General features: G+C 33.1%; 23 protein-coding genes and 1 riboswitch. Of the genes, 12 read left to right on the forward strand and 11 right to left on the reverse strand.

Translation table 11 applies throughout. The annotated features are described in order from the left end of the window. Positions 1–77: 77 nt before the first annotated feature. The 7 genes from DK442_RS24555 to DK442_RS24585 form a co-directional block, all read right to left on the reverse strand. Positions 78–1,109, reverse strand: a complete 1,032-nt coding sequence (locus DK442_RS24555; RefSeq protein WP_109438564.1) for an iron ABC transporter permease — start codon at positions 1,107–1,109, stop codon at positions 78–80. Further along, positions 1,110–2,249 (reverse strand): ABC transporter substrate-binding protein, encoded by a 1,140-nt coding sequence (locus DK442_RS24560; protein WP_109438565.1) that lies wholly within the window; start codon positions 2,247–2,249, stop codon positions 1,110–1,112. It lies immediately after the preceding gene. Between the two features lie 132 nt (positions 2,250–2,381). Continuing rightward, complete coding sequence (gene cobC / locus DK442_RS24565; protein WP_109438566.1) at positions 2,382–2,900, reverse strand: alpha-ribazole phosphatase; 519 nt, start codon at positions 2,898–2,900, stop codon at positions 2,382–2,384. Next, positions 2,882–3,646 carry an adenosylcobinamide-GDP ribazoletransferase gene (locus tag DK442_RS24570; RefSeq protein ID WP_109438567.1) on the reverse strand — a complete coding sequence of 255 codons (765 nt, stop codon included), beginning with the start codon at positions 3,644–3,646 and terminating at the stop codon, positions 2,882–2,884. Before DK442_RS24570 ends, cobC begins: the two co-directional genes overlap by 19 nt. A 34-nt stretch (positions 3,647–3,680) precedes the next feature. Continuing rightward, the gene (locus tag DK442_RS24575; RefSeq protein ID WP_109438568.1) at positions 3,681–4,004 is read right to left on the reverse strand and encodes a hypothetical protein; all 324 of its coding nucleotides are present in this window, start codon (positions 4,002–4,004) and stop codon (positions 3,681–3,683) included. A gap of 67 nt (positions 4,005–4,071) precedes the next feature. Further along, a complete protein-coding gene (gene cobT / locus DK442_RS24580; protein WP_109438569.1) occupies positions 4,072–5,109 on the reverse strand; it encodes a nicotinate-nucleotide--dimethylbenzimidazole phosphoribosyltransferase in 1,038 nt (345 codons plus the stop codon). A 12-nt stretch (positions 5,110–5,121) separates the two neighbouring features. After that, entirely contained in the window at positions 5,122–5,634 is a 513-nt protein-coding gene (locus tag DK442_RS24585; RefSeq protein WP_109438570.1) for a bifunctional adenosylcobinamide kinase/adenosylcobinamide-phosphate guanylyltransferase, read from the reverse strand. An 84-nt stretch (positions 5,635–5,718) separates the two neighbouring features. Continuing rightward, a riboswitch (cobalamin riboswitch) is annotated at positions 5,719–6,015 on the forward strand. Between the two features lie 80 nt (positions 6,016–6,095). On the opposite strand from DK442_RS24585, the gene DK442_RS24590 reads away from it, so the two are divergent. Beyond that, on the forward strand, positions 6,096–8,018 hold the full coding sequence (locus DK442_RS24590; protein WP_109438571.1) for a TonB-dependent siderophore receptor: 1,923 nt from the start codon (positions 6,096–6,098) through the stop codon (positions 8,016–8,018). Between the two features lie 72 nt (positions 8,019–8,090). Here DK442_RS24590 and DK442_RS24595 read toward each other — a convergent pair whose 3' ends face one another. Next, the gene (locus tag DK442_RS24595) at positions 8,091–9,503 is read right to left on the reverse strand and encodes a S41 family peptidase (protein WP_109438572.1); all 1,413 of its coding nucleotides are present in this window, start codon (positions 9,501–9,503) and stop codon (positions 8,091–8,093) included. 229 nt (positions 9,504–9,732) lie between these two features. Here DK442_RS24595 and DK442_RS24600 point away from each other — a divergent pair, with 229 nt between their 5' ends. The 4 genes from DK442_RS24600 to DK442_RS24615 all read left to right on the forward strand — a co-directional run bounded on the left by DK442_RS24600 (position 9,733) and on the right by DK442_RS24615 (position 11,907). Next, on the forward strand, positions 9,733–10,242 hold the full coding sequence (locus DK442_RS24600; protein WP_109438573.1) for an RNA polymerase sigma factor: 510 nt from the start codon (positions 9,733–9,735) through the stop codon (positions 10,240–10,242). Further along, the gene (locus DK442_RS24605) at positions 10,229–10,666 is read left to right on the forward strand and encodes a hypothetical protein (protein WP_109438574.1); all 438 of its coding nucleotides are present in this window, start codon (positions 10,229–10,231) and stop codon (positions 10,664–10,666) included. The genes DK442_RS24600 and DK442_RS24605 overlap by 14 nt, the downstream gene beginning before the upstream one ends. A gap of 51 nt (positions 10,667–10,717) precedes the next feature. Next, entirely contained in the window at positions 10,718–11,254 is a 537-nt protein-coding gene (locus tag DK442_RS24610; protein WP_109438575.1) for a DUF4252 domain-containing protein, read from the forward strand. 101 nt (positions 11,255–11,355) lie between these two features. Beyond that, positions 11,356–11,907 carry a DUF4252 domain-containing protein gene (locus DK442_RS24615; RefSeq protein ID WP_160114340.1) on the forward strand — a complete coding sequence of 184 codons (552 nt, stop codon included), beginning with the start codon at positions 11,356–11,358 and terminating at the stop codon, positions 11,905–11,907. 77 nt (positions 11,908–11,984) lie between these two features. On the opposite strand, the gene purB is transcribed toward DK442_RS24615, so the two are convergent. Then, positions 11,985–13,328, reverse strand: coding sequence for an adenylosuccinate lyase (gene purB / locus DK442_RS24620; protein ID WP_109438577.1), 1,344 nt, complete (start codon positions 13,326–13,328; stop codon positions 11,985–11,987). 231 nt (positions 13,329–13,559) lie between these two features. Then, positions 13,560–14,114 (reverse strand): adenylosuccinate lyase, encoded by a 555-nt coding sequence (locus DK442_RS24625; protein WP_109438578.1) that lies wholly within the window; start codon positions 14,112–14,114, stop codon positions 13,560–13,562. 179 nt (positions 14,115–14,293) lie between these two features. Here DK442_RS24625 and DK442_RS24630 point away from each other — a divergent pair, with 179 nt between their 5' ends. After that, positions 14,294–14,830, forward strand: coding sequence for a heme-binding domain-containing protein (locus DK442_RS24630; RefSeq protein ID WP_109438579.1), 537 nt, complete (start codon positions 14,294–14,296; stop codon positions 14,828–14,830). Between the two features lie 112 nt (positions 14,831–14,942). On the opposite strand, the gene DK442_RS24635 is transcribed toward DK442_RS24630, so the two are convergent. Then, complete coding sequence (locus DK442_RS24635) at positions 14,943–15,626, reverse strand: NAD-dependent deacylase (RefSeq protein ID WP_109438580.1); 684 nt, start codon at positions 15,624–15,626, stop codon at positions 14,943–14,945. A gap of 387 nt (positions 15,627–16,013) precedes the next feature. On the opposite strand from DK442_RS24635, the gene DK442_RS24640 reads away from it, so the two are divergent. From DK442_RS24640 to DK442_RS24655, 6 genes are all read left to right on the forward strand, one after another. Then, on the forward strand, positions 16,014–16,751 hold the full coding sequence (locus DK442_RS24640; RefSeq protein WP_109438581.1) for a LytTR family DNA-binding domain-containing protein: 738 nt from the start codon (positions 16,014–16,016) through the stop codon (positions 16,749–16,751). 429 nt (positions 16,752–17,180) lie between these two features. Further along, on the forward strand, positions 17,181–17,339 hold the full coding sequence (locus DK442_RS28380) for a hypothetical protein (protein WP_160114341.1): 159 nt from the start codon (positions 17,181–17,183) through the stop codon (positions 17,337–17,339). A gap of 74 nt (positions 17,340–17,413) precedes the next feature. Next, positions 17,414–17,575, forward strand: a complete 162-nt coding sequence (locus DK442_RS28385) for a hypothetical protein (RefSeq protein WP_160114342.1) — start codon at positions 17,414–17,416, stop codon at positions 17,573–17,575. Between the two features lie 157 nt (positions 17,576–17,732). Then, entirely contained in the window at positions 17,733–19,775 is a 2,043-nt protein-coding gene (locus DK442_RS24645; RefSeq protein ID WP_109438582.1) for a sensor histidine kinase, read from the forward strand. Positions 19,776–19,871: 96 nt separating this feature from the next. Next, complete coding sequence (locus DK442_RS24650; RefSeq protein ID WP_109438583.1) at positions 19,872–20,543, forward strand: response regulator; 672 nt, start codon at positions 19,872–19,874, stop codon at positions 20,541–20,543. Between the two features lie 813 nt (positions 20,544–21,356). After that, positions 21,357–24,443 (forward strand): sulfatase-like hydrolase/transferase, encoded by a 3,087-nt coding sequence (locus tag DK442_RS24655; RefSeq protein WP_109438584.1) that lies wholly within the window; start codon positions 21,357–21,359, stop codon positions 24,441–24,443. Positions 24,444–24,610 lie beyond the last annotated feature (167 nt).

The following is a 24,610-nucleotide window of genomic DNA, read 5'->3' on the forward strand; positions in this document are numbered from 1 at the left end:
CTTATTCTATTTCAAATAAATATGATTTTTGAATATCATTTTATACTAATGTTATTAGTACCTAAATATGAATAGTTTTAGAACAGCATTTTTCTTTTTCGAACCAATAGCCAGATCACTACAGGTGCCCCTATTAAGGAAGTGATAGCATTAATTGGTAAAGTGTATTCACTAGTTGGTAATTGAGCTATACTATCACAAACCAGCATAATAATGCTCCCAAGTAATACTACTGCCGGAATCAATGTTTTGTGATCTGAAGTATGAAATAATTGACGAGTAAGGTGCGGTACGGCTAAACCAATGAATGCAATTGGCCCTGCAAAAGCAGTGATGCTACCGGCTAGTAAACCTGTAGCTGCAATGATAAGAAAACGACTGGCTTTTATATTTAAACCAAGACTTCTCGCATAATTTTCACCTAATAGTAATGTGTTTAATGGTTTTATGGCGAGTATGGATAATAACATTCCTAAGATTGATATCCCAGAAAAAATAAGTAGATCATTCCAGGAAAGATTTCCGAGGCTACCAAATTCCCAGAAAACATATTGTTGTAATTGATCAGCAGGAGCAAAGTAAGAAAGTACACTTACTATCGCAGAAGTAATGCTACCAAACATAAGTCCGATAATCAAAATAGCCATGGTATCTCTAACTCTTGCTGAGACCACCATAACGGCAAATAAGACGAGTATACTTCCTAAACTGGAAGCAATAATTAATCCCCATTTTGAAGTTAAGAAAATAAATGTTGTTCCTCCAGCCAAAGCACTTCCCAAAATTAAAATAGCAACTCCAAGTGTTGCTCCAGAACTAATACCAAGAACAAAAGGTCCAGCCAACGGGTTTCTAAAAAGAGTTTGCATTAATAAGCCCGAAACTCCTAATCCACTACCTACAATAATTGCAGTAATCGCTTTTGGCAACCTATAATCAACAATAATATGCCTCCAGGATTCCTTGTCAACCGGACCGTTAACCAAACTACTTAAGGTGTCTAGCCAGGGAATAAAGACAGAACCCAGGCTGATGTTAGTAATAAAACAAACAATCAGGAGTAAAACAATACCAATAAAAACGCGCTTATATGATTTGTTGGGAATCAATTAATTAAGTTTTTCGAAAAAATAAGGTTCGTAATTGGTTAATACTTCAGGGTGTGCGATATGAATAATGTCTTTTAAAATTAAATCCGGACGCATTGGTCCTAATTCATAGTAAATAGATCCTCCTTTACTACCCATTTTTAATGTTGAAGAATATACGGTTTTATTTTTAAATGCATCAAATAATGCATATTGATGATTCTTTCCTTTGAGTTCTGATAGTGATTTAGAACTCCCTGATCGTATCCATAAATCGGCATGTTGACCTTTATCCAAAACACTTTCAAAACTTAACGTCAAACTTCCTGATTTATTGATATCTGACCACAAATAATTTGTGTTAGCATCTTTTAAAATCTTTGCAAAATAACTATTTCCACCAGGAATATACCATACATCCTTAAACATACTACCGGATATAACAGTAGGTGCATGTGTTACATCTTGAGCAAGAGTTACGGCTTTATTGTAGTCTTTTTTAATTTTTTGAAATCGTTCTTCTGCAGCCGCTTCTTTTCCGAAGAATGCTGCTACAAATTTTATCCATTCTGCTCTGCCTAAAGGATGTTGCTCCATCCAGGAGCCATTCATGACTACAGGGATTCCGGTTTTTTGAATCAGATCATATGCTTTTGTATCTCCGGTGGCCGAAAATCCTATGATTAATTCTGGAGAGAGCTCAAGTACAACTTCAGTGTTTAGATTATATTCTTTGCCTAGTTCTTTAATAGTGCCATTATCTATCAAAGCACGGGTTTTTTCTGAAGAAATGTAATCAGTATGAGGAAATCCAACTAATTTTTGCTCAAGATTAAGATATTCTAACATCGGTACATCTGTAGTAGAAGTAACCACAACTCTTTCTATAGGGACTTCTACAAATACAGTATTTGCAGCTTTAAATGGTTTTTCTGTTCCTTTAGGATATAGAATATATGTTAGCTCTTCTTCTGCATCTGGCCAAGGAGTTGTAACCTTGATTTCTTTATAGTTTTCCTTATTTAAAATAGTAAATCCAGAAGCATATTCTAATGTTTGTGGCGCCAGATACATAACGGTAAGTGGCTTGGTTTCATCAGGTGCTTTTTTACAAGAAGATTGTAAGGTAACTACCAATATCAGAATAAGAATAGTACGCATAAAGATCGTTTTTGTAAAAATAATTAAATCAGAATAAGTATAAACCTAAAATATCTTTTAATTGAATGTTTATAATCTATACCATAATTCATTGAGAAATGTCTTAAACTGTTTCAAAAGATTACACCAGGTCTATATCACAACCACTTCTCCGTATGCTATTTTAATATCAAAAGAATCTTTAAGTTCAATGTTTCGTAAATACGCTAATAATGCTCGTATTGGACCAGCATGCGAGACAATAATATTTTTTGCATCAGAAGTAGTATCTAAAGAATTAAAGAATTCTACTACTCGTTTTTGAAGCATGATATAAGATTCGCCATTGGGAACAGTAACATTAACAAAATCATTCATCCATGGATCTAATACTTTACTATGGATAGAATCCCACAGTTTTAATTCCCAATCTCCAAAGTTTAATTCTTTTAATCGGTCATCAATAGTTATCTCTTTTTTAAAAGTTTCTGCTAATAACCTGCACCTTTGTAAAGGGCTACTATACACTTTAGAAACTTCAGAAATGGGTATCTTTTGATGTATTTTTTTTACTTCAGAAGGAAAGGAATCTGTAATACCAATATCACTTTGACCATAACATATACCTTTTTCTATATTCGGAGTTGTATGTCTTACCAGATATATTTCCATAGAGCTATTATTGTGAGATAAAATACCACTTCACTTAGTTGTTGTACAGCACCGGCACAGTCTCCTGTTTGACCTCCAATCCATTTTTTGAACTTATATGCAAGAAACATTTTGGAGACATACATAGGGATCAATGTAAGAAATATCCATGGGTTTTTGAAAAAAAACAATGGAGCAATTCCAAAAATACTACTTATTATTAGCATAGAAATGGTCATGCTTTTTGCGGCAGGTTTAGCTTTACTGTCTTCTGCGTCTCGTACATAGGGATGGGTGAAAATTAGGGTTGTAGCAATAAACCGACTTAGACTATGTCCCGAGATAAGTATCAATGGGATATATGATGTATTGGTTTCTCTTAAGGCAGCAAATTTTACTCCAAGAATTAATAATAATCCAACAGTACCATAAGTTCCCAATCGAGAATCTTTCATAATTAGAAGAATCTTTTCTTTGGTCCATCCACCGCCAAAACCATCACAAACATCTGCAAATCCATCTTCATGAAATGCTCCTGTAGCGTAAACAGTAGCGAATATGGATAATAATAATGAGATTTCTGTTGAGAAAAGAAAAGAAGCGCCATAATAAATCAAAGCACCAATGCTACCTACAATAATACCGATTAGAGGGAAGTATTTTGAACTAAGTCTTAAATATTGAGGGTCATGATTCACCCATTTTGGACAAGGAATACGCGTAAAAAACATTAATGCTGTGAAGAAAATATAGATTTCTTTTTTCATGATAGCTATTGTTTTTTTATTCTGAAATTGGAGTTTATGGATTAACAGGTGTTTTAAAACGAAGATAGTATTCGCAAAGCGGAAGAAATGAAATAATGATAACAATAATTGATAAGATAATACCGGTTATTGCAATCTTCTTTTTGTTTTTCATTGAAATTACGCCTAAATAAAGCCCCAATAAACCAATACTAACGGTCATAATTTTATAAACATTACCAAATGTATGTAATGAGAATTCTGAAACATTTGTTGTATCTGAAGATAAAATAATAGTTTCACAAATACCACGATTAAACCAGTATACAAAATAGATTCCCATCGTAGCAACAATAACAGATAATATCCCTTTTTTCATTACGCTAAATTAATTCGATCATTTTGCTGTTAGGTTTTTTTCCGGATCGTTTTTGATAGAAAATATGTTATTCATTACCAGAAACCCCTGCACTCTCAAAACTAGCCATGTTATTTAAAAAAGCTACTGCCGATTTGATGATAGGATAAGCAACCGCCGCTCCAGTTCCTTCTCCTAATCGCATATCGAGATTAAGTATGGGTTCTTTTTGTAAGAATTCAAGCATTTTTTTATGTCCCTGTTCTCCCGAGGTGTGTGTAAATATGCAATAATCCAAAACCTCGGGATGTATATCATAAGCAGCAAGAAATGCAGCTGTTACTATAAAACCATCGATCATTATTGTCATTTTGAGTTCTGCAGCTTTTAAAATGGCACCAACAATCATAGCAATTTCGAACCCCCCAAAAGCTGCTAATGCTTCAAGAGGAGAAGAAGGTGTATATTCTTGGTAAACTTTAGATAAAATTTGTTGTTTGATTTTAATAGCTGAAGTGTCCAACCCTGTTCCAGAACCTACACATTCTGTCACTGGAATCTTTGTGAAATATGACATCAATAATGAAGCGGCAGATGTATTTCCGATTCCCATTTCGCCAAAACCAATACTATTACATCCAGTAGCATGAGTATCTATGACAATATCAGCGCCTTTTTGTATCGCCAGACTGCATTGTTCTGCATTCATGGCGGGTTTGTCTTGGTAATTTTTGGTTCCAAAATCAATTTTAGCATCAATTAATCCAGGAGTAATTCCAAAATCGTGATTTACTCCTGCATCTACGATTTTAAGATCGATATTATTTTGTTTACAAAATACATTAATGGCAGCACCTTGGTTTAAGAAATTATAAACCATTTGTGCAGTAACTTCTTGTGGATATGGATTAACTTCACCTTTCTCAGCAATACCATGATCCCCAGCAAAAACAACAATTGTAGGGTTTTTTAAATTAGGTTGATCTGTATTTTGAATCATACCTATTTGTAAAGCTATTGTTTCCAGTGTTCCCAATGCGCCAATAGGTTTTGTTTTGGTATTAATTTTATTTTGCAGTATTGCTTCAAGGTTGTTATTGAAGATAGGTTTTACATCAAAATTCATAGTATATTTAAGTTATTTAGAACCTTTAATTTCGACGGGAATCCCCGAAACCATTAATATGGCTTTATCTGCATGTTTGGCGATATGTTGATTCATCCAACCTTGCAGTTCTGTGAATTTTCTGCCAACTTCGGTTGTGGCATGAACCCCCATTCCTATTTCGTTAGAAATAATGAGTATTGTGGCTTCAATTTTTAAAAGCTTATCAAATTCTGCTTTTGCTTGTGCTAGTGATAATTCGATATTATTTTCTGTATCCACAAAAAAATTGGTAAGCCATAAAGTTACGCAATCAATAACCACTACACTAGAACTTTGAATTACTTTAGAGAGTTCTTTTTCTTCTTCAATGGAGATCCAACGTTCATCCCGATCTGCTACATGTCGATCTATACGTTGGCGATGATTGTCATCCCAAATACGAGATGTAGCTAGGTAATACGGGTTGTTAGATAACTGTAACGCCAGGTTTTGGGCATAGTTGCTTTTACCAGAACGTTCTCCTCCTGTAATGTAATATAGCATTGTTAAAATTGGTTTTTAAGAAGGCAAAGGTAGGTGAATACATATTTATTCGCTAAAGTAATCCGAAATTCCAGAAAATATAATACTTTCGCCCAGAATTCTGGTTCTGATACTCTATTCAAAGAGTTGAAGATTAAAAGGGAATTAGGTGCATTAATTCTGATTTTAGAGTTAATAATTCCTGAGCTGTTCCCGCAACTGTAAACTTTGTCCTTTAAAAAAGGATGCTTGTTGTTAATTCTTTATAAACCACTGCTTGTGCCGAATTTGTTTCAGCATCTTTTTAATCAATTTAAAAGAAACTGAAACGAGTTCAGTTCAAACGGGAAGGTAAACAACAAGACGTGAGTCAGGAGACCTGCCTTTATTCAGCATAAATCAAACTTTCGGGACAAAGGTTTGGGTATGGGTAAACTACATACTTTTTTCCGGTTATTGTAAAAAAATAAAGTATTTAAGTAATGAACAAAAAAATGTTTTTTGGAGCAGCATTTCTATTGCTGGGGTCCTATTTTGCAATTGGACAAGAAATTCAAGAAGACGAAAAGGTAAACGAATTGGAAGAGGTTTTTATTTCTGATTCTAAATTTGGTTTAAAAAGAGAGCAAATTGGTAAGGTGATTACCAAAATTACTGCCGAAGAATTAGAACGCAGTCAAGGGCAATCTGTGGCTACAATACTTAGCAGGGCTGCAGGAGTAATAATTAATGGTAATGGGAGCGCAGCAGGTCAGGAACGAGGAGTTTCGGTTCGTGGAGGACGAAATCGTCAAGTAGTGATTAGAGTTGATGGGATAACAGTTAGTGATCCTTCGGCTATATCAGGAGATTTTGATTTAAGGTTATTATCAGTCAATCAAATACAAGAAATAGAAATTCTTAAAGGAGCCTCAAGTACTTTATATGGCTCTGGTGCATCAGCTGCAGTGATCAATATCATAACAAAAACAGAAAGTAAGAAAAAGATTTCGGCAAATTTTCAATCAAGTATCGGTACAAATCAATCTCAAGATGATCAGGATTATGATATCAATGATTTTGTGAATTTAGCTTCTGTTAATGGAACAGTTGGTAAGGTCAACTATTTGGCAAGTTTGAGTAATCAATTTACAGATGGATTATCGGCTGCAGAAGCAGAAGGAGCAGAAAGTGATGCGTTTTCAAAGTTTAATGTATATGCAAAATTAGGGTATAAGTGGGATGATAATTTTAAGTTTCATTTTTTTGGGAATTTAGATCAATATAAAAATGATTTTGATGTGGCTGCAGGAATAGATGGTGACAATCAATTCGAGAGTCAACAGCTACGAGCTGGATCTTTCTGGGAATTCAAGTACCCTAATGGTAGTTTTACATTTACAAACAGTATAGCAACACTGGAAAGAGATCTTACTGCATCTGGTTTCCCATCAAAATATGAGAGCGATGTATTTACTTTTGATGCATATAATAAATATAACTTTAATAACACTCTATATACTGTGGTGGGGGTAAATGGGTCATATAGTGATTTTAATCTTTTAAGTATTCCTTTTGGGAGTTCTGGTTTAGAAGAAACGATAAGTGATAATGAAGCAGAATTTGATATTATTGATCCTTATATTAATGTTGTGTACACTTCTGAGTTTGGTTTGAATGTTAATGCGGGTGCAAGACTAAATATTCATAGTGTCTATGGTAATGAGATGGTATATAATGTGAACCCTTCATATACGTATAAATTTGGTGATAATTATATTAAAGCATTGTCTTCATATAGCACAGCTTATATTACCCCGTCTTTATTTCAGTTGTATGATGTTGCATTTTTGAGTGGTAATCCTGATTTATCACCAGAAGAAAGTACTACTATAGAAGGGGGTGTAGAATTATCGCACGAGAATAAAGCCAGAGTGAGTGTAGTTTATTTTAATCGCGAATCAGAGAATTTTATCACTTTTGATCCTACTACTTTTGTAAATATTAACTCTGTTGATGATATTAAAGTAGATGGGGTAGAAGTAGAAATATCGGCAAAAACAGTAGAGGATAAATTATCTGTAAATGCTAATTATACGTATACCAATATTGATAAATTAGATGATAATATTCGAATTCCTGAGCATATGGTTAATGCAAGTGTTGGATATCAGTTAAATAAAAAGACTTATACTTCAATACGTTATCAATATAATACAGAAAGATCGGATACTGATTTTGCTACGTTTACTCCTGTTACTTTAAAAGAGTTTGGGCTGTTAGATTTTTATATTAGTCACAAATTGATGAATAATTTGACCGTATATGCAGCAATGAATAATATTACTAATGAAGATTACCAAGAAGTTTTTGGATTTAGTACAAGAGGAAGAAATGCCAGAATAGGATTTGATTTAAAATTTTAAAAATAAATTAATAATCCATAAAAAAAGCTCTCAATCTAGATTGAGAGCTTTTTTTTAATTTAAAAATAAATGTTATTCTGTTTTAGACAAATCTATATCTCGATACATGCGTTCATAATTAGCATCATACATATTACTATTTCCAACGCTTTCTAATCGAATACTATGATAGCTTTTTGCACTTCTGGTTCCTAATATATTATCCAGAGCAGCTTTTAATAATGGCTCATTTTCATTACCCAAAGTTCCTAGATTTGTAAAATCTTCTTCGATTTCTATCTCTGGAGTAAAGCCATCAAAATAATCTGTAAAACCTACAGAATTAATTGATTTAAGGACTAAGGGTTGCATAGCATATGTATGTCCGGGATCGGCACCTTGTCGTCCAAAATTGTCTGAATCATATAGTGTGATAGAAGCCTGAAACTTTCCTCTAGAGGTAGATCCAACTTGTACTACATTAATATAAGGATCAAGACCATTAATAACTAACTCACTTGCAGAAGCAGAACTTCTGGTCGTTAAAATATATACTCTAGTCAAATTAAGGTTATTAATAGCTTCTCCTGTACGTATTTGATTATCAAAACGATTAACACTACCAAATTGATCCTGTCGATCTGCGTTCCATTCCTCTGTGGTAAAGATCTCACCATTAAATTGTCCGGTAATCATGCTAGAGAGATCAATGGCACTTGCCACAGATCCACCACCGTTGTACCGTAAATCTAATACCAAATCAGTAATTCCATCGGCAGAAAACTGTGCAAAAGCAGCGTTGAGTTGTGTGTCAAAATCTGCAGTAAAAGCATTATACATAAGATATCCTACCGGGCTACCACCCACATCTATTGTATTAGCAATAAAAACAGGATTCTCGGTATATTGAACCTTAGTAAGAGAAACAGAAGTACTTGTTGGGGTTATATCAGTTCCATCATAAGTTGCTAACCCAATAGTATAGGTATCGGGATCCAATAATTCTCTAAAGTTACTTCTGGTGAGTTGAGTACCATTTACAGTATTAAAGACATCACCTCGTTTTAATCCTTTTGTTTCAGCATCAGTACCAGGAAGGATATAACGCACATATCCGAAAACATTGTTAGCGTCATTTGGATAACCCACCAAACCGAATTCCATACCATTATTCCTTGTGATACCATCAAACGCTTGTTCTAATGCTACATAATCATCAACCAGAAAACTAAAATCATCTACATTAGATTGCAATGCATCAAAAATAGCTTGCGGAGAAGAAAACCCTTGTAAGAATTGAGTAAAGTCTTGATTAGAAGGAAAGCGATTATCTGCCAAATCAGGAACATCTGCTTTATACAAATAAAAGACATTCATGCCTTTCCAAATATAATCATTGATTTCTAAGGTGCTAGATACTTGCTGTACATCATCATTGTCATCAAAACATCCTGTAAGTACATTTCCGAAGAGTAATAATAGAGCAAAATATTTTAGGTACTTCATGTATTTCCTATTTTTTTGTTTTTTGTATCAAATACAAAATCACAATAATCATTCCGATTACAGTAGACATATACTAAGGAATGATATATTACATTTGGATCTGATACAGTATATAAGCGTTAAATGTAACGACTTTATTATAATTTTAAAAAAGAATGTAACAAATTACATACATAGTCGTCTCCCTAATATAAAGCTGACAAAGTTTTATACAAACCAAACCACCAAAATGAGAGAAGGAGCATTTATAACGCTTACAAACGGATTTAAGGATAAACTTTTTAGGTTAGCCAAGCGTTTACTTGTAAGCAATGAAGAAGCAGAAGATGCTACACAAGAAGTATTGCTGAAACTGTGGAAGAATAAAAGTAAAATGGCTGAATATAAAAATGTAGAAGCTTTTGCCATGACAATGACCAAAAATTATTGTTATGATAAACTTAAGGCCAAAGAAACCGGAAACCTGAAGATTGTTCATAGTAATTATAAAGATGAGCAACCTTCGTTACAAAGACAAGTAGAAGCTAGAGATAGTCTCGATTGGGTTGGTAAGATTATGGATAATCTGCCAGAACAACAAAGAATGATTATTCAGCTTAGAGATATAGAACAATACAATAATCCAGAAATAGCAGAAATGCTAGGAATTAATGAAACGGCAGTGAGAGTTGCCTTATCAAGAGGAAGAAAAAAAATTAGAGAAGCATTATTAAAAAAACACAATTATGGAGTTGTCTAACATAGAAAAATTATTAGAAAAGTATTTTGAAGGCGAAACGACCATTTCTGAAGAAAAAGAATTAAAGGTTTATTTTACCAGAGAAACTGTGCCGGAGCACCTGGAGAGATACAAAGATCTATTTCAATTTTTTTCTCAGGAGAGTACCATAACCGCTACTAAGGATCTAAAACTAAACACCCGAAGAAAAACCAGGTATGCCTGGGTTGGTGTAGCCGCATCTGTAGCTTTGATTGCAGGAATATTTTTAACAAATCAGCCAACAAAGCCGGATAAAAACTTAGGAACGTATGAAGATCCAGAAATAGCATTACAGGAAACCAAAAAAATCCTCAATATGGTTTCACAATATATGAATGAGGGTAAACAGGAATTAGTGTACCTGAAAGAATTTGAAAACACTAAAAATAAATTTATAAAATAAAAACAACAACAATCTCGAATGACATCGGGTTAATAATTTAAATTAAGTGATATGAAAAAGTTAGCAATTATATTAGTACTGGCTGTTTTACCATATGTATCGAACGCACAAAGTAATTTTGATAAGTACGAAAACATGAAAGATGTAACCTCTATGGTTATGACAAGCAAGATGTTTAAACTACTTAGCAAAATTGATTTTGAAAGCTCAGATAAAGAAACACAGCAATACCTTAATCTGGTAGAAAATATTAATAATATCAAAGTATTTGTTACTGATAATAAAGAAGTAAGCCAAAAAATGAGAAGTGATGTTGATAGTTACCTTAAAAATTCTTCTCTGGATGAGTTAATGCGAGTAAAGAGTGATGATGGCGAAAACATTAAGTTTTATGTAAAACCAGGAAGCAGTGAGGATTATGTAAAAGAATTGTTCATGTATCTGGAAGGAAATGATAATCATGACGGGCCAGGAACTGTTATACTTACTATTACGGGTAATATAGATCTAAAGCAAGTATCTAAACTGGCAAATGATCTTAATATTCCTGGCGGAAAAGAATTGAAAAAAGTAAAGAAAGGAAACTAATCAGGTTTTAATAATATAATAATCATGGTACTTCTAATCATTCAATTAGAAGTACCATGATTAAACATCAATCAAAACAATCAACCAAAAAAATCAAAGAAATGAAAAATGTATTTAAAATTTTAGGGATCGTTTGCATATCGCTGCTTATGAGTTGTAATAGCGAACCATCACTACAGAAGTATTTTGTGGATCACCAGGGAGATGTAGATTTTATTGCAGTGGATGTACCTTCTAGTCTTTTGGATAAAGAAACGGTAAAACTTAATGAAGAGGAGAAAGAAGCACTGGAGAGTATTAAAAAAGTAAACTTTTTGGCATTACCACTTAATGATAATAATGAAACAAGATTTGAAGAAGAAAGTGTAGCTATAAACAAGATTCTTAGTTCTGAGAAGTATGAAACGTTAATGCGATTTGGATCAAACGGAGCTAAAGTAGTATTAAAGTACCAGGGAGAAGAAGATGATATTGATGAGGTAATCGTTTTTGCTACAGATCAGCAAAAAGGATTGGCATTAATACGTGTATTAGGAGATAATATGAGACCAGAAAAAATGGTTAAACTAGCACAATCTGTAGAAAAAGGTAAAATTGATCTTGATGCATTCAAAATGATAGGAGAAACTATCAGTGATAACATTGGTGATTAATATATAGTTATGTTATACAAAAAAGCGTTGATATAAATAATATCAACGCTTTTTTTATTATTATATCTAATCACAGATTATATCCCGGTATAATTTGAAGGCGTAATCTGTTTTAATTCTGTTTTTATCGTATCAGAAACATCAAGGGTTTCAATAAATTCTGCAATAGAATTTTGATTGATCTTTTCATTGGTGCGAGTAAGCCCTTTTAAAGCTTCATATGGATTAGGATAGGCTTCCCTTCTTAGTATGGTTTGTATAGCTTCTGCGACTACAGCCCAATTGTTTTCAAGATCTTCGGCAAATTTTTCTTCATTTAAAAGAAGCTTGTTTAATCCTTTTAAAGTAGCCTGAAAAGCAATGACTGTATGTCCAAAAGGAACGCCTACGTTTCTTAGTACTGTACTATCAGTAAGATCACGTTGCAATCGACTTACGGGTAATTTTGCAGCAAGATGCTCAAACAATGCATTTGCGATCCCCAGATTACCTTCACTATTTTCAAAATCGATTGGATTTACTTTATGTGGCATAGCAGAAGATCCTACTTCTCCTTTTTTGATTTTTTGTTTAAAATAATCCATAGATACATACGTCCAGATATCACGATCAAGATCTAATATAATCGTATTGATTCGTTTGAGACCATCAAATAAAGCAGCCATATGATCATAGTGCTCGATTTGTGTTGTTGGAAACGAGTGGTGTAGTCCTAATTTCTCTTGTACAAATCGAGTACCAAACGCTTTCCAGTCAATATCTGGATAGGCTACTTTGTGAGCATTATAGTTTCCTGTAGCACCACCAAATTTTGCAGCACTCGGTATATCATTCAATAAATCAAACTGTGCTTCTAATCGCGTTACATATACCTGAAACTCTTTACCTAAACGGGTAGGAGAGGCTGGTTGCCCATGTGTACGAGCTAACATAGATATTTCTGACCATTCACCAACCAAAGATGTTAGTTTGTCTTTTAATTCTAAGTATTGCGGAATATATACTGCTCCTATGGCTTCCTTAATACTTAACGGAATAGCAGTGTTATTAATATCTTGCGATGTTAATCCAAAATGAATAAATTCTTTGTATTGTTGTAATCCAAGAGCATCAAATTTTTCTTTGATAAAATACTCAACCGCCTTTACATCATGATTGGTTACTTTTTCAATATCTTTTATAGCCTGCGCATCTGCTGTAGAAAAAGAAGTATAGATTTCTCTCAGTTTACCAAAAACAGAAGTGTCTATATCTTGTAATTGAGGTAATGGAATTTCACATAAAGCAATAAAATATTCTACTTCTACAAGCACTCGATACTTAATTAAAGCCTCTTCACTAAAAAATGGACTAAGGGATGTAGTTTTTGAAGCATAACGACCATCTATAGGAGAGATAGCTTGTAAAGGAAATACAGACATAATTTTCTTTTTTGAAGCTGCAAAGATAAAGTTTATGTTTTGATTTTTGATTTACGATTTACAATTTTTTGAGAAGCTAGAAATTGAAGTTTTAAAGTCAAGAGCCAAAGGTCTATCAGAAAGATATTGCAGAGATAAAGCTTAGATCTCTCCCGACTTCAGTCTTCTAACATCCAACTCCCGACTTCCATCTTCTGTCTTCCGTCATCTAACATCTGACTTCTAACTCAACTACAACAACTTCTTTAATATCATTCTAGATCTGGCTTGATATGCTGCACTTCCTTCATGATAATTATTTTCCAAAATGATTTTAAGTTCGGGGTGGATCCAGTCAAATTCTTTACCTAATAAATATAGAGAAGTCATAGCATATGCCTTTGGGGCAACTTTTTGATCTGTGATCAGCCAATCAAAACAAATCTCTGTAATTTTTTCTCTATGCGATTCAGTTAAAAATTTTTGTACAGGAGTATTTTTCTTTTGGTAGTATGCTACAATAAGATATTCAAATATTTTAGCCATAGGTCGCACTGCAGGGTGCTGATGTACTTTAGGAACAAGGACCATGAGTTGATCGAGATATGGAAAAACCTCTTTTAGATTTTGCTTGCACAAAAACTCTAATCCCCAGGAGGCTCTGCAAGAAATTTCATCATCAACCCGAGCACAAATCGTTAATAGCTCTGGTAATAATTCTGGATGATCAAGAATCAAATATGCAAAATATTTCCTTTTTTCTCGTGAGTGATTAATAGTATTTAATACATTTTCAAGGGATATCATAAGGCAGTATACATAATACTAAACAGTGTTGTGATTAGGGTAAAAAATAGGTCTTTGCAGTAAATATTCAAAAGTAAATAAATAATAATTAGGTGTTAAAATCGTTATCTCTATCAATTACAGGTGATTATGATGTGTGTCGGGTTGTATTATCAATAATTTCATTAAAAAATAACACAATGATCAAAAGAATATTTTTACTATTATTTTTTGTTTTGGTGATTTCTCAGTTTTTAAGACCAGATAAAAATCAGGGCAGTTATGATAGCATAGCAACATTCGAAGCTGCTGCAGAAGCTCCTGTTGAGGTAAAGACCATTTTACAAAGTAATTGTTATGATTGTCATAGTAATACTACCAGATATCCATGGTTTATGGAAGTAAGCCCTATTACGCATTGGATGTCCTATCAGATTGATGAGGGAAAAGAACATTTTAATGTATCAGAATGGGACTCCTATACAGACAAACAAAAAGATCATAAGCTAGAGGAATTTATAGAGATGATAGAGAAAAAAGAAATGCCTTTAAAGCCTTATACCTGGATTCATGGAGAACTATCTGGTCAGGATGCAGAAACCTTAGTGAATTGGGCAAAAGTTGTTCGCTCTGGGATAGGAAAAACAGAGGAAGCTCCACAAACCAAAGAAGGAGATTCGTTACCCATAAAAGAATCTGATAGTACAGCAATAGAAGAAGTAACCGCAGAGGAGTAGTGTTCTATAATCGTATTTTTGTCATTCCAGCGAAGGCTGGAATCCATTTAGGCACAAAAGGTATAGATTCCAGCTTTCGCTGGAATGACATTAATGATATCTATGTATATTGTTAATTTTGTTGTAACAACTCTTCCACAACTTTAGGAACACCAGTCGTAGCATTCTCTGCTAGTATGGTGAGATGAGGTTGAGGTGAAATTGATGGTTTTGGGTCAATAAAATAAACAGGTGTTTGATGCTTGGCATATTGCAGTAATCCTGCAGCAGGATATACTTGCATCGATGTACCAATAATAAGTACTATATCTGCTTTTTCTGTAATCTCGATAGCGACATCCATCATAGGTACTGCTTCTCCAAACCATACAATATGAGGGCGTAGTTGAGAGTTATGTTCACAATGATCTCCAAGGTATAAATCCTTCTCCCAGTCTAAAACCAGTTGTTCATCAAACTGGCTTCTTACTTTTAATAACTCACCGTGCAAATGGATAATATGACTGCTACCAGCACGTTCGTGCAGATCATCTACATTTTGAGTAATTATGGATACATTGTATTGCTTTTCTAGTTCAACAAGAGACAAATGCCCCATATTAGGAGCTACAGTATGGAGTTGACTACGTCTTTTATTGTAAAAATCTAATACCAGTTCTGGATTATTCCTCCACCCAATAGGAGATGCAACCTCCATAATATCATGCCCTTCCCATAGACCATTGGCATCTCTAAACGTGTTTATACCACTTTCTGCACTAATTCCCGCTCCGGTAAGAACCACTATATTTTTCATTGTATTTTTTTCTAAAACTAGGTATAAAACTATTTAAAATAATTGAGTGACAAAGGAGAACAAATATAGATTTTTGTGATTTGTACAATATAAAGCCATAGTCTTAAGTTATTATTAGGACTTTTTTAACCCAAATAAGTTGTTTTTGACATTTTTTTATAAAATGACATACTTATCTCCAGATGAACTCGTTATGTGTTTTAGTGCATTTTTATCGATTAAATGTAAATATTAAACGATGATTAACACAATGTTAGCTCTTGTGGTTAGCGGGTTTCCGCAATAATATTACGGTTTTACCGTACAGAAAAAATAGCCAAATGAACTATCTTGTAATTATGATAATTTGATGTTTATAACCAACTCTAATTTTTTAACTCATACCCTATGAAATATCCTTATGTAATTATTGACAATGATCAAAAAATTGCAGATTCTATTCAAATTTCTTTAGAAGATCAACCAGATTATATCTGTACAGGAATCGCTAAAGATGAGCATGATGCGTTGGATTTAATTTTAGAGAGAAGACCTCGGATTGTTTTTTTAGAACCAGAAGTACCAGGAATACATTGTGATAAAACACAATATAACCTGATGACAGAACTTGCTAAGTATATGTCTAGGCTACCAGAGTTTATTGTAATTACCAAAACATCAGATTATGCAATAGAAGGAATACGCAATAGAATTCTGGACTATATCCTTAAACCATTTAATAAGGGGCAAATTAATAGAACATTAATGCGATTTGTAAAAGACTTTGATCAGGTAGAAGATAATACCTTATGTTTTAAATCCTATGGAGACTATAGATTTGTAGATGTTGATGAAATATTATACCTCAAAGCAGATAATAATACTACTGATTTTATGATGAGCAATGGTAACAAGGTAGAAGCATTTAAAACCTTAAAACATTTCCAGCATTTATTACCCGACCATTTTGTTAGAATTCATAATAGTTATATTATCAATACGCACTATGTGTCAAGAATTCATTTTGGAAAAGCCAAATGCGCTATAAAAAATACAGATGATTTAATCCCATTCTCCAAATCATATAAAAACAATGTAGAGGAGATTAAAGATACTTTAGCCAAAAAAAGTCTAATTTATATATAAGATTTTATAGGCTTATACTACTATAAAAACCCGATAAACATATAGCGTTTATCGGGTTTTTTGTATAAAAACAATGGGTTTTTAGGTTGTCATATTCTTAGTACTTCCTTTCCTACAAATAGGGGTGTTGTTAAAAATCCGTCTATCTACTCGTATAATCGGTCAATGTACTTCTAATAGAGGCCAAACTACTAAAGACACCTTAATATATTGGGCGCGAGGAGGGAATACAACTACATTTGTAGTGTACAATTAGAGATACAAAAACAAATAAAAATTAAATAGAGTACTCTAGTAAAATAAACGTCGTTTGCGCAGCGACAACCCCGAAATTAAAAACGAAAAATTGAATACCCCCTAAAGATTTCTTAAAAAAGATCTTTATCAAAAAAACAAAGTATTAAAACTAAAAGACTAAAGACTAACATTATGAAAACTATAAAAACATTATTCGCTATATTATTTTTAAGTACATTTTTTATCGCTTGTGAAGCAGACTCAGTAAATGATGAGGCTGGGATTGAGGATATTGAAACAGTTGGAACTGAGGAAGTTCATGAGCCTATCGAGCCATCAACAAGTAATTAAACTAAAAAATATCGATATATCAAAAATTGATGTATTAATGCCAAAATTAAAACTACAATTTTAAAACTAAGATTATGAAAACTATAAAAACTCTACTCGTTATATTATTTTTAGGTACATTATTTGTTGCATGTGAAGCAGATTCAGTAAATGATGAAATAGGAATTGATGGAATTGAAACATTTGGATCAGAAGAGGCGCACGATGCAATTCCTCCAACTGAAGGAGAGGGATAATAATAGTATTAAACATTCTAAACTTAATCATTAAGTTACAGTAATAGTATAAAATCAAAAAAACCTTATTAAACATTTAATAAGGTTTTTTTGATTTTAAGTAAAAAGTTTATATTTTTTTATTACATTTTGTTATTAATAACTTTCATTTAAATTAATGAACATTCTAAGATTCAAACTTTTATTTTTAGTATTTATCATTTTTGGAGTAACTATTTGTTGCTCAGATGAAGAAACTATAGTTTTAGATTCAAATTATAATGAAGCAGAAGAAATGATGAATAATTATATAGTAAAATCAAAAGATAAAACTAGATCGATGGAAGATAGGATTATGGATGCAAATAATGCTTTGTATTGGTGTTTGAAATTACCAGAGAGTGAAGAGAGGAAAAAAAATATGTCTTCGATAGGACTAATTTTCTATTCATTAAAAGAGTACGGGAAATTTAAAAAGGTAAACGATGATGTTTTAGTTTTTTCTAAAAAGATACGAGATTCTTCAAGTATAGCAAAAGCCTTTAGTAATATAGGATCATATTATAACGTAGTAAACATAAAGGATAGTGCTTTTTATAATTTTTTTAATGCTGAAAAAATGTATAGCCAATTGAAGATCAAAGAGCCCACGGAGCATGGCAAGGTATTATACAATATGGCCTTTGTACAGAGATATTTTAAAAATTATGTAGGTAGCGAGGCTAATACTATAGAAGCAATCGAAGAATTTAAAGAGTCAAATAGTAATTTATATTTATATTATTGCTATAATCAATTAGGGGTCTTATCTAAAGATTTGGGGAGGTATGAAGAAGCAATTAAAAATTATCAAAGCGCTTTGGAATATGCAAAAAAAATCGAGAATGGTAAATATAGAGAAATTCAAGCCCTTAATAATATAGGAGTTATTTTTAAAGATCAAAAATTATATTCTAAAGCTATAGAATATTATACAGAAGCGCTTAGTTATGAAGATATTCTGAAGAAAAATAAAAAATTCTATGCTTTGTTATTAGATAACATTGCTTACGCTAAATTTTTGTCTGGTGAAAGAGATGGTATTTTATCAGCTTATGAGGAACCAATGAGAATAAGAGATAGTATAGATGATAAACAAGGACTTATTAGCAATAATATTCATATTGCAGAATATTATAATTCAAATAATCAAGATAGTATTTCTAAAATTTTCGCTTTAAAATCAAAAAGTATTGCGGAATCAATAGATTCAAAAAAAGAAGTGCTAAATGCTTTGTTATTATTGAGTGAGGTTTCTAAGGAAAAAGAAGGATTACAATATGCAAATCAATATATTAAACTTAACGATAGTTTACTAAATCAAGAACGAATTAGCCGTGACAAATTTGCTCGTATTCGTTATGAAACCGATGAAATTGTAGAACAAAATCAACAAATCAGTCGAGAAAATGAAATCCTGATCATTGCGATTTTGGGATTGACCGCGCTATTTTTATTAGGGTATATCATATTTAGGCAGCAACAGAGTAATAAAGAATTACTATTTGCGCAAACCCAGCAGGAGTCTAATGAGGAGATTTATCGTTTATTCATTAATCAACAGATTAAACTAGAAGAGGGTCGACAACTAGAGCAGCAACGTATGTCAGAAGAACTACATGATGGGGTATTAGGTCGATTGTTTGGCGTGCGATTGAGCCTCGATGGGATCAACCAGCGTGCCAATGATGAGTTTACAGAATCAAGAAATAAATATATAGAAGAGCTTAAAGCCATAGAAAAAGAGATACGACTGATCTCTCATGATCTGGGTGCAGAAACCTTACCGTCTGATGTGGCCTATATTGATGCGGTAGAAAACCTGATCAAAGATCTGTGCGAAGTGCATAAGCTAGAGTTTGAGTTTAATAATGACGAGGATATCGATTGGGAGGAGATTGATGATCAGAAAAAGGTAAATTTCTTTAGAATTTTACAAGAGTCGATGCAGAATATTTTTAAACATGCGCATGCAGATAGTATAAAAATAAACTTTGATTATGTCGAGGATAAAATAAATCTTACTATTTTAGATGATGGAATAGGGTTTAGAGAAAATAAGGTTAAAAAAGGAATTGGTTTAAAAAACATTACTTCGAGGGTTAGTCAGATGAGTGGAGTAGTTAAGTTTTTGAGTGAAGTAAACTCAGGAACTACCGTATCAGTAAGTGTACCGGTGTAAAACTAATAGATAGAATAGATACATACTATTTTTTCTTTTGCCGAGTTAAATTATAATACGGTATTATTTTTAAAACCTAAACAACAATTTTTAAAGATGAAGAAAAAACTAAAAGTTCTTATGATCGATGATCATCCCATGATTATCGAAGGGTATAAAAATACCTTGTTAGGAGAAAATCAAAAAGAGTATCAAATTAAGATTGATATTGCATCCAACTGTGATGATGCATATGCAAACATCGTAAAATCTTCTGAGACGGTGCCTTATGATATGCTTTTTATTGATATCAAATTACCTCCTTCTTCAGACGGAACGATTACTTCTGGTGAGGATTTGGCAAAACATGCCAAAGAATTGTTGCCAAAGTCAAAGGTGATTATTCTTACCATGCATAGAGAAGATCATAGAATACATAACATACTTAAAAACATTAACCCGGCGGGATTCTTAATTAAGAGTGATCTTACGTCTAGTGAACTGTTATTGGCATTCAATAACATTGTAAAAGGTAAAGCCTATTATAGTGCCACGGTAAATGATCATTTTAGAAAAATGATGACCAATAAGTTTTCTCTGGATGAGAAAAATCTTAAGATTTTGTATCATCTGTCTCGGGGTGTAAAAACGAAAAACCTTCCTAATTATGTGAGCTTATCACTAAGTGCAATCGAGAAAAGAAAAAATCAGATTAAAGAGATGTTTTCTATTGCCAAAGCTGATGATCAAAAATTATTAGAAGAAGCTCGCAAAAGAGGTTTTATATAATCTAATGTGTTGATATTTAAGATGTTTTAAATTTTTATAAAATATACAAGTATAAAAAAAGGCGATCCATATTGGATTGTCTTTTTTTATATAATTCATAAGGGTTAATAGGGTTTTTACGGTTTTAACGTATATATTTTGATGTTTTGCACTGATGATAATTAAAGTTTTATGTCTACTTTTATAATGTTAAAGAAAACATAAAGTAAACACAATATTTTTTACGATTATTTATAGAAGGAAACTACACTAGACATTTTATTTTCTTACCTCTACTTGTCATCTGTGTCTTTTTTAGATAGTTACTCACAATCATATTTGTCAAAATCATAAAGAAGGTATGCTTATATCCTCAATGGGATAAAAGTATATGAACATTATGATGTTCTGGTAAAAAATGGGAATAAACAATATACAATAAGAAGGTATTAAGCTGATACATCAGAGATACAATAATTAACTATTTCTTCTGAGAAACAGCTTGTGAAAATAACGCTGCAAAATTGTAAAACTTTGGCGAGCCAGCAATTGCAGTACTGAATAACGAGTAATTTAAAAATAAAACCAATACATATGCCCAAATATTTTCGAAAAAATGATCGCGAAGCTACTTTGCTTTGTAGACAATACTATGCCAAATCCAAATGTAAAACGGCATCTCTAGTATACAGTATCAATACAGAATAACAAAAGCAAATTTTATAAAACCCTAAGTATACCCGAATCGATATTGTCAAAAACAATATAAATAAAGAATAACTAAATAATCAGTGTAGTACGCTACATCAACATGTAACCTTAATCTATTAATCTATGAAAACAACAATTAAATTTTTAACGCTACTGCTCGTTTTTGGAGTTGGTGGTTCAATCTATGCACAGTCTCCTAACATCGTGGTGATCATTGCCGATGATATGGGGTGGTCTCAAGTGAGTACAGGGCTAACAAATCTTAATAATCCTAGTGATTTCTATGAAACTCCAAGATTAGAAACGTTAGCGATAGAAGGTATAGCATTTGATAATGCATATGTAAACGGAGCGAATTGCGCACCTACAAGGGCAGCTATTTTAAGTGGTCAATATGCATCAAGACCTGATAATAATGTATTTGCGGTTAATGGATTAAATAGAGGAGGAAATTCTACATTGTTGGTAGGCCCAAGTCAAGGAATCTCAAATGGAGAAGACGAAATCCCCGCAAGTGCGATTACTATTGCAGAAACAATAAAGACAGCTGGATATACAACTGCGCATTTTGGAAAATATCATTCTGGTGGAAGTCTAAATAATTCACCAACTGATCAGGGATTTGATTTTAATTATGGAGGAGGATCAGATGGTGCTCCAGGATCTTATTTTGCTGCTTTGTCAGGAAGTAACTGGGAGTTTCATCCAAGAATTGGCCCAGAACTAGATGTGTATGCTTCGCCATATACTGCGGCAGAATCATTAGCTCTTGCGGGTGATAATTCACTAACAGGTACAGCCAAACATGTAACAGACGCCATGGCAGATGCAGCAATTGATTTTATGAATGCAAATAACAGTTCTCCATTTTTTATGCATTTTAGCAACTTTGCAATCCATGGACCATGGGGGCAAGCTAATGCAAGACCAGATCTGTATGCTAAATACGTAGCAAAAAATAATACTAATCCTAGTCAGATGGGACATACCAATATCGCTCAGGCAGCTATTGCAGAAGGAATGGATCAGACCATAGGTAGACTTATAGATTATTTAAAAACTACTCCAGATCCGAGAAATGTAGGTCAAATGCTTTCGGCAAATACATTAGTGTATTTTATTTCTGATAATGGAGGTGCAATAGGTACCGAAGATAATGGTCCATTACGAGGTATGAAAGGTGAACACTATGAAGGAGGAGTACGATCTATTACCATGGCTTGGTCAGAAGGGCTGCTGGCAAACACAGGAACTATAAATAGTACTCCTGTTGTAGCTTTTGATTTATATCCAACACTAGTTGAAGCAGCTGGAGGAACATTACCGGCAGGATACGAAATAGATGGAGTAAGTCAGTGGTCAATGCTAACAGGTACTAATCCAAACTTAAACAGAGATGCAATTTATTGGCATTTCCCGGGATATTTAATAGATTCTAAGAGAGATCAAAGACCAGTTTCTATTATAAGAAAAGGAGATTATAAACTGATTCATAATTTTGAAACAGCATCATATGAGTTATACGATTTGATAAATGATATTAGTGAATCAAACAATTTGTTGTCAGGAAGTCCAGATGTTGCCACATTAACCATCGGAAATGATTTAAGTACAGATCTTCGTAATTACTTGATTGATATATCGGCTCCTTTGCCAACATTTAGAAGTAGTGGTGCTACAGTTCCTTTACCAGAGATTATTGAAATTACGACACCTCCTCCAGGAGGATGTGGAGCTCCCGATTCTTATATTGCATTTTGGAATTTTGACGGTGTAAATGGAGCTAATGATGCATCTGTAAATAATAATGATCCTCTTTCTACTATAGGAACACTAACTTATGATACTATAGATTTTAAAGAAGGAGACCAGTCTTTTGTGTTTGACGGAGCTACAAAAATACAGTATAGTCAAAACCCAGGACCGTTTATGATTTCTTCAATGACTCAGAGAAGTGTCGCTATGTGGATAAAACCAACGGCATTATCAGGTATCCAGAATCTTTTTGAAGAAGGTGGAGGAATTAGCGGAGTGGTTCTGCGATTAAATGGAGCAAATCTGGAATCAATAGTACGAAATAGTTCTACTGTTGCTGATACTCGTAGTGCAGCATTCCCAAATGATGGAGATTGGCATCATATTGCAGTAACCTATAATGGTGGAGCTACAAGTCATGAATTATATATCGATGGCGTTTCTGTTTCATCTAGTGCAGCTGCTCCAGGTTCTGTTCCTACTCATATTGGATCAGGAGGTATAGGCGGGGTTCAAAAAAAGGATAGTTTTGGCGAAACTGCTGATAATTTCTATACCGGGAAAATGGATGCAGCAGCAGTTTATGATGTTGCACTTTCGACAGCGCAAGTAGTAGAAGCTGCCTGTGTAGATGATACATCACCACCGCCACCACCAGTATGTACCTATTCTGTAATTAATTCAGAAGATTTTGAATCTGGTTTGGGAATTTGGATAGATGGTGGAGCTGACGCAAGAAGAAGTTCAAGTGATGCCGCATATGCAAATGGAACCTATTGTGTGAGATTACAAGATAATACATCTACATCAGTGATGACGACAAGTAATCTGGATCTAACAACTTATGAAGAACTTACCATTGATTTCTCATATTATTGCAGAAGTATGGATAATAGTAATGAAGATTTTTGGCTTCAGATTTCAACAGATGGTGGAGCAAGTTTTGCTATAATAGAGGAATGGAATCAGGGAGATGAATTTGTGAATAATCAACGTTATAATGATCAGGTGGTAATAGCTGGACCTTTTACTGCGAATACGCAAATTCGATTTAGAGCAGATGCTTCTGGTAATCAGGATTGGGTATATATAGATGATGTGGTAATTAATGGATGTACAACCTCTTCGGCAAGAGCAAATGAAATGTTGGTTGTTCATGAAAATGTAGAAACAGAAACACAGGCAGTGACAGAAGAAGAAATTGTTACCAAGGGAGATGAAAATTTTGTGTATCCAAACCCATTTAATAATCAAATTAATATAACCATAAAAGGAGGGAATTACCAAAATGCAGAAGTAGAGTTATTTAATAATCTGGGACAATCTTTATTTTTAAAATCATATCAAAAAGAAGAAAGAATAAAAGTGTCCACTCAGGATTTACCTGCAGGTCAGTATTTTGTTAAAATAAATATCGATAATAAGATAACAACAAAACGATTAATAAAAATGTAAATATCATCTATGCAATAGGTATGATATAACACATATTAATATATCCAAATGAGTAAATTATTTAGTTTACTCATTTGGTTTTTTTATAAGTACTCTTCTTCTATACGTTTTAATTCCTTTTCTTAGATATATGGGTATAATTTACAGTCATAGTACAAAGATGTTAT

Source organism: Aquimarina sp. AU119, assembly GCF_900312735.1.
Taxonomy (GTDB): domain Bacteria; phylum Bacteroidota; class Bacteroidia; order Flavobacteriales; family Flavobacteriaceae; genus Aquimarina; species Aquimarina algiphila.

Excerpts from the sequence above, each read along its gene's own strand:
- DK442_RS24655 (WP_109438584.1), top strand. The coding sequence starts at position 21,357 with ATGAAAACAACAATTAAATTTTTAACGCTACTGCTCGTTTTTGGAGTT.
- DK442_RS24560 (WP_109438565.1), bottom strand. The coding sequence starts at position 2,249 with ATGCGTACTATTCTTATTCTGATATTGGTAGTTACCTTACAATCTTCT.
- purB (WP_109438577.1), bottom strand. The coding sequence starts at position 13,328 with ATGTCTGTATTTCCTTTACAAGCTATCTCTCCTATAGATGGTCGTTAT.
- cobT (WP_109438569.1), bottom strand. The coding sequence starts at position 5,109 with ATGAATTTTGATGTAAAACCTATCTTCAATAACAACCTTGAAGCAATA.
- cobC (WP_109438566.1), bottom strand. The coding sequence starts at position 2,900 with ATGGAAATATATCTGGTAAGACATACAACTCCGAATATAGAAAAAGGT.
- DK442_RS28380 (WP_160114341.1), top strand. The coding sequence starts at position 17,181 with ATGAAAACTATAAAAACATTATTCGCTATATTATTTTTAAGTACATTT.
- DK442_RS28385 (WP_160114342.1), top strand. The coding sequence starts at position 17,414 with ATGAAAACTATAAAAACTCTACTCGTTATATTATTTTTAGGTACATTA.
- DK442_RS24570 (WP_109438567.1), bottom strand. The coding sequence starts at position 3,646 with ATGAAAAAAGAAATCTATATTTTCTTCACAGCATTAATGTTTTTTACG.
- DK442_RS24610 (WP_109438575.1), top strand. The coding sequence starts at position 10,718 with ATGAAAAAGTTAGCAATTATATTAGTACTGGCTGTTTTACCATATGTA.
- DK442_RS24600 (WP_109438573.1), top strand. The coding sequence starts at position 9,733 with ATGAGAGAAGGAGCATTTATAACGCTTACAAACGGATTTAAGGATAAA.
- DK442_RS24575 (WP_109438568.1), bottom strand. The coding sequence starts at position 4,004 with ATGAAAAAAGGGATATTATCTGTTATTGTTGCTACGATGGGAATCTAT.
- DK442_RS24590 (WP_109438571.1), top strand. The coding sequence starts at position 6,096 with ATGAACAAAAAAATGTTTTTTGGAGCAGCATTTCTATTGCTGGGGTCC.
- DK442_RS24585 (WP_109438570.1), bottom strand. The coding sequence starts at position 5,634 with ATGCTATATTACATTACAGGAGGAGAACGTTCTGGTAAAAGCAACTAT.
- DK442_RS24650 (WP_109438583.1), top strand. The coding sequence starts at position 19,872 with ATGAAGAAAAAACTAAAAGTTCTTATGATCGATGATCATCCCATGATT.
- DK442_RS24595 (WP_109438572.1), bottom strand. The coding sequence starts at position 9,503 with ATGAAGTACCTAAAATATTTTGCTCTATTATTACTCTTCGGAAATGTA.
- DK442_RS24615 (WP_160114340.1), top strand. The coding sequence starts at position 11,356 with ATGAAAAATGTATTTAAAATTTTAGGGATCGTTTGCATATCGCTGCTT.
- DK442_RS24645 (WP_109438582.1), top strand. The coding sequence starts at position 17,733 with ATGAACATTCTAAGATTCAAACTTTTATTTTTAGTATTTATCATTTTT.
- DK442_RS24640 (WP_109438581.1), top strand. The coding sequence starts at position 16,014 with ATGAAATATCCTTATGTAATTATTGACAATGATCAAAAAATTGCAGAT.
- DK442_RS24625 (WP_109438578.1), bottom strand. The coding sequence starts at position 14,114 with ATGATATCCCTTGAAAATGTATTAAATACTATTAATCACTCACGAGAA.
- DK442_RS24630 (WP_109438579.1), top strand. The coding sequence starts at position 14,294 with ATGATCAAAAGAATATTTTTACTATTATTTTTTGTTTTGGTGATTTCT.
- DK442_RS24635 (WP_109438580.1), bottom strand. The coding sequence starts at position 15,626 with ATGAAAAATATAGTGGTTCTTACCGGAGCGGGAATTAGTGCAGAAAGT.
- DK442_RS24605 (WP_109438574.1), top strand. The coding sequence starts at position 10,229 with ATGGAGTTGTCTAACATAGAAAAATTATTAGAAAAGTATTTTGAAGGC.